The organism is Bradyrhizobium sp. BRP19, from assembly GCF_020194195.1.
Classification (GTDB): domain Bacteria; phylum Pseudomonadota; class Alphaproteobacteria; order Rhizobiales; family Xanthobacteraceae; genus Bradyrhizobium; species Bradyrhizobium yuanmingense.
Window position 1 is genome coordinate 1 of record NZ_JADYVZ010000092.1, and the last position, 547, is coordinate 547.

General features: G+C 58.7%; 1 protein-coding gene. It reads right to left on the bottom strand.

The genetic code is table 11. The features are described 5' to 3' along the window. Positions 1-547, bottom strand: a 547-nt coding sequence (locus I6F36_RS38640; RefSeq protein WP_369424456.1) for a calcium:proton antiporter, incomplete at both ends; no start/stop codon positions are given.

Sequence of the window (547 nt, forward strand, 5' to 3'; positions counted from 1 at the left end):
GGAAACCAGGAGCAACGGAATGCTCAGCGCCAGCACCGCGCTCGATGACTTCTTGGTCGCCGCATCCCTGTTCGCGGACTCGACGACGAAGTAATCGCGGTGCCGCATGGTCTGGATGTAGAGAAAGACGCCGTACAGAACGAGCGTGACCACGTCGACAAAGCCAAGCTGCATGGCGGAATATACCGGCCCTGGCGTGCTCAACGTATAATTTGGCATGATCAGCGTTATCGTCGCCAACACAAACAACACGCTGAGATAAAGGTTGGCGCCCGAAACCTGGAAATCCTGCTCCCGGTAGTGCAATCCGCCAATGAAGATGCACAGCCCGACGAGGCCGTTGCAGACGATCATCACGACCGCAAATACCGTATCACGGGCCAGGGCCGGCTGCGGCTTGTCGCCCAGCATGATCGTCGTGATCAGCGCGACTTCGATGATCGTGACCGCGAGCGTCAACACCAATGTGCCGAAAGGCTCTCCGATCTCTTCGGCGATCACCTCGGCATGATGAACGGCCGCGAACACCGTGCCGAACAGGATGGCC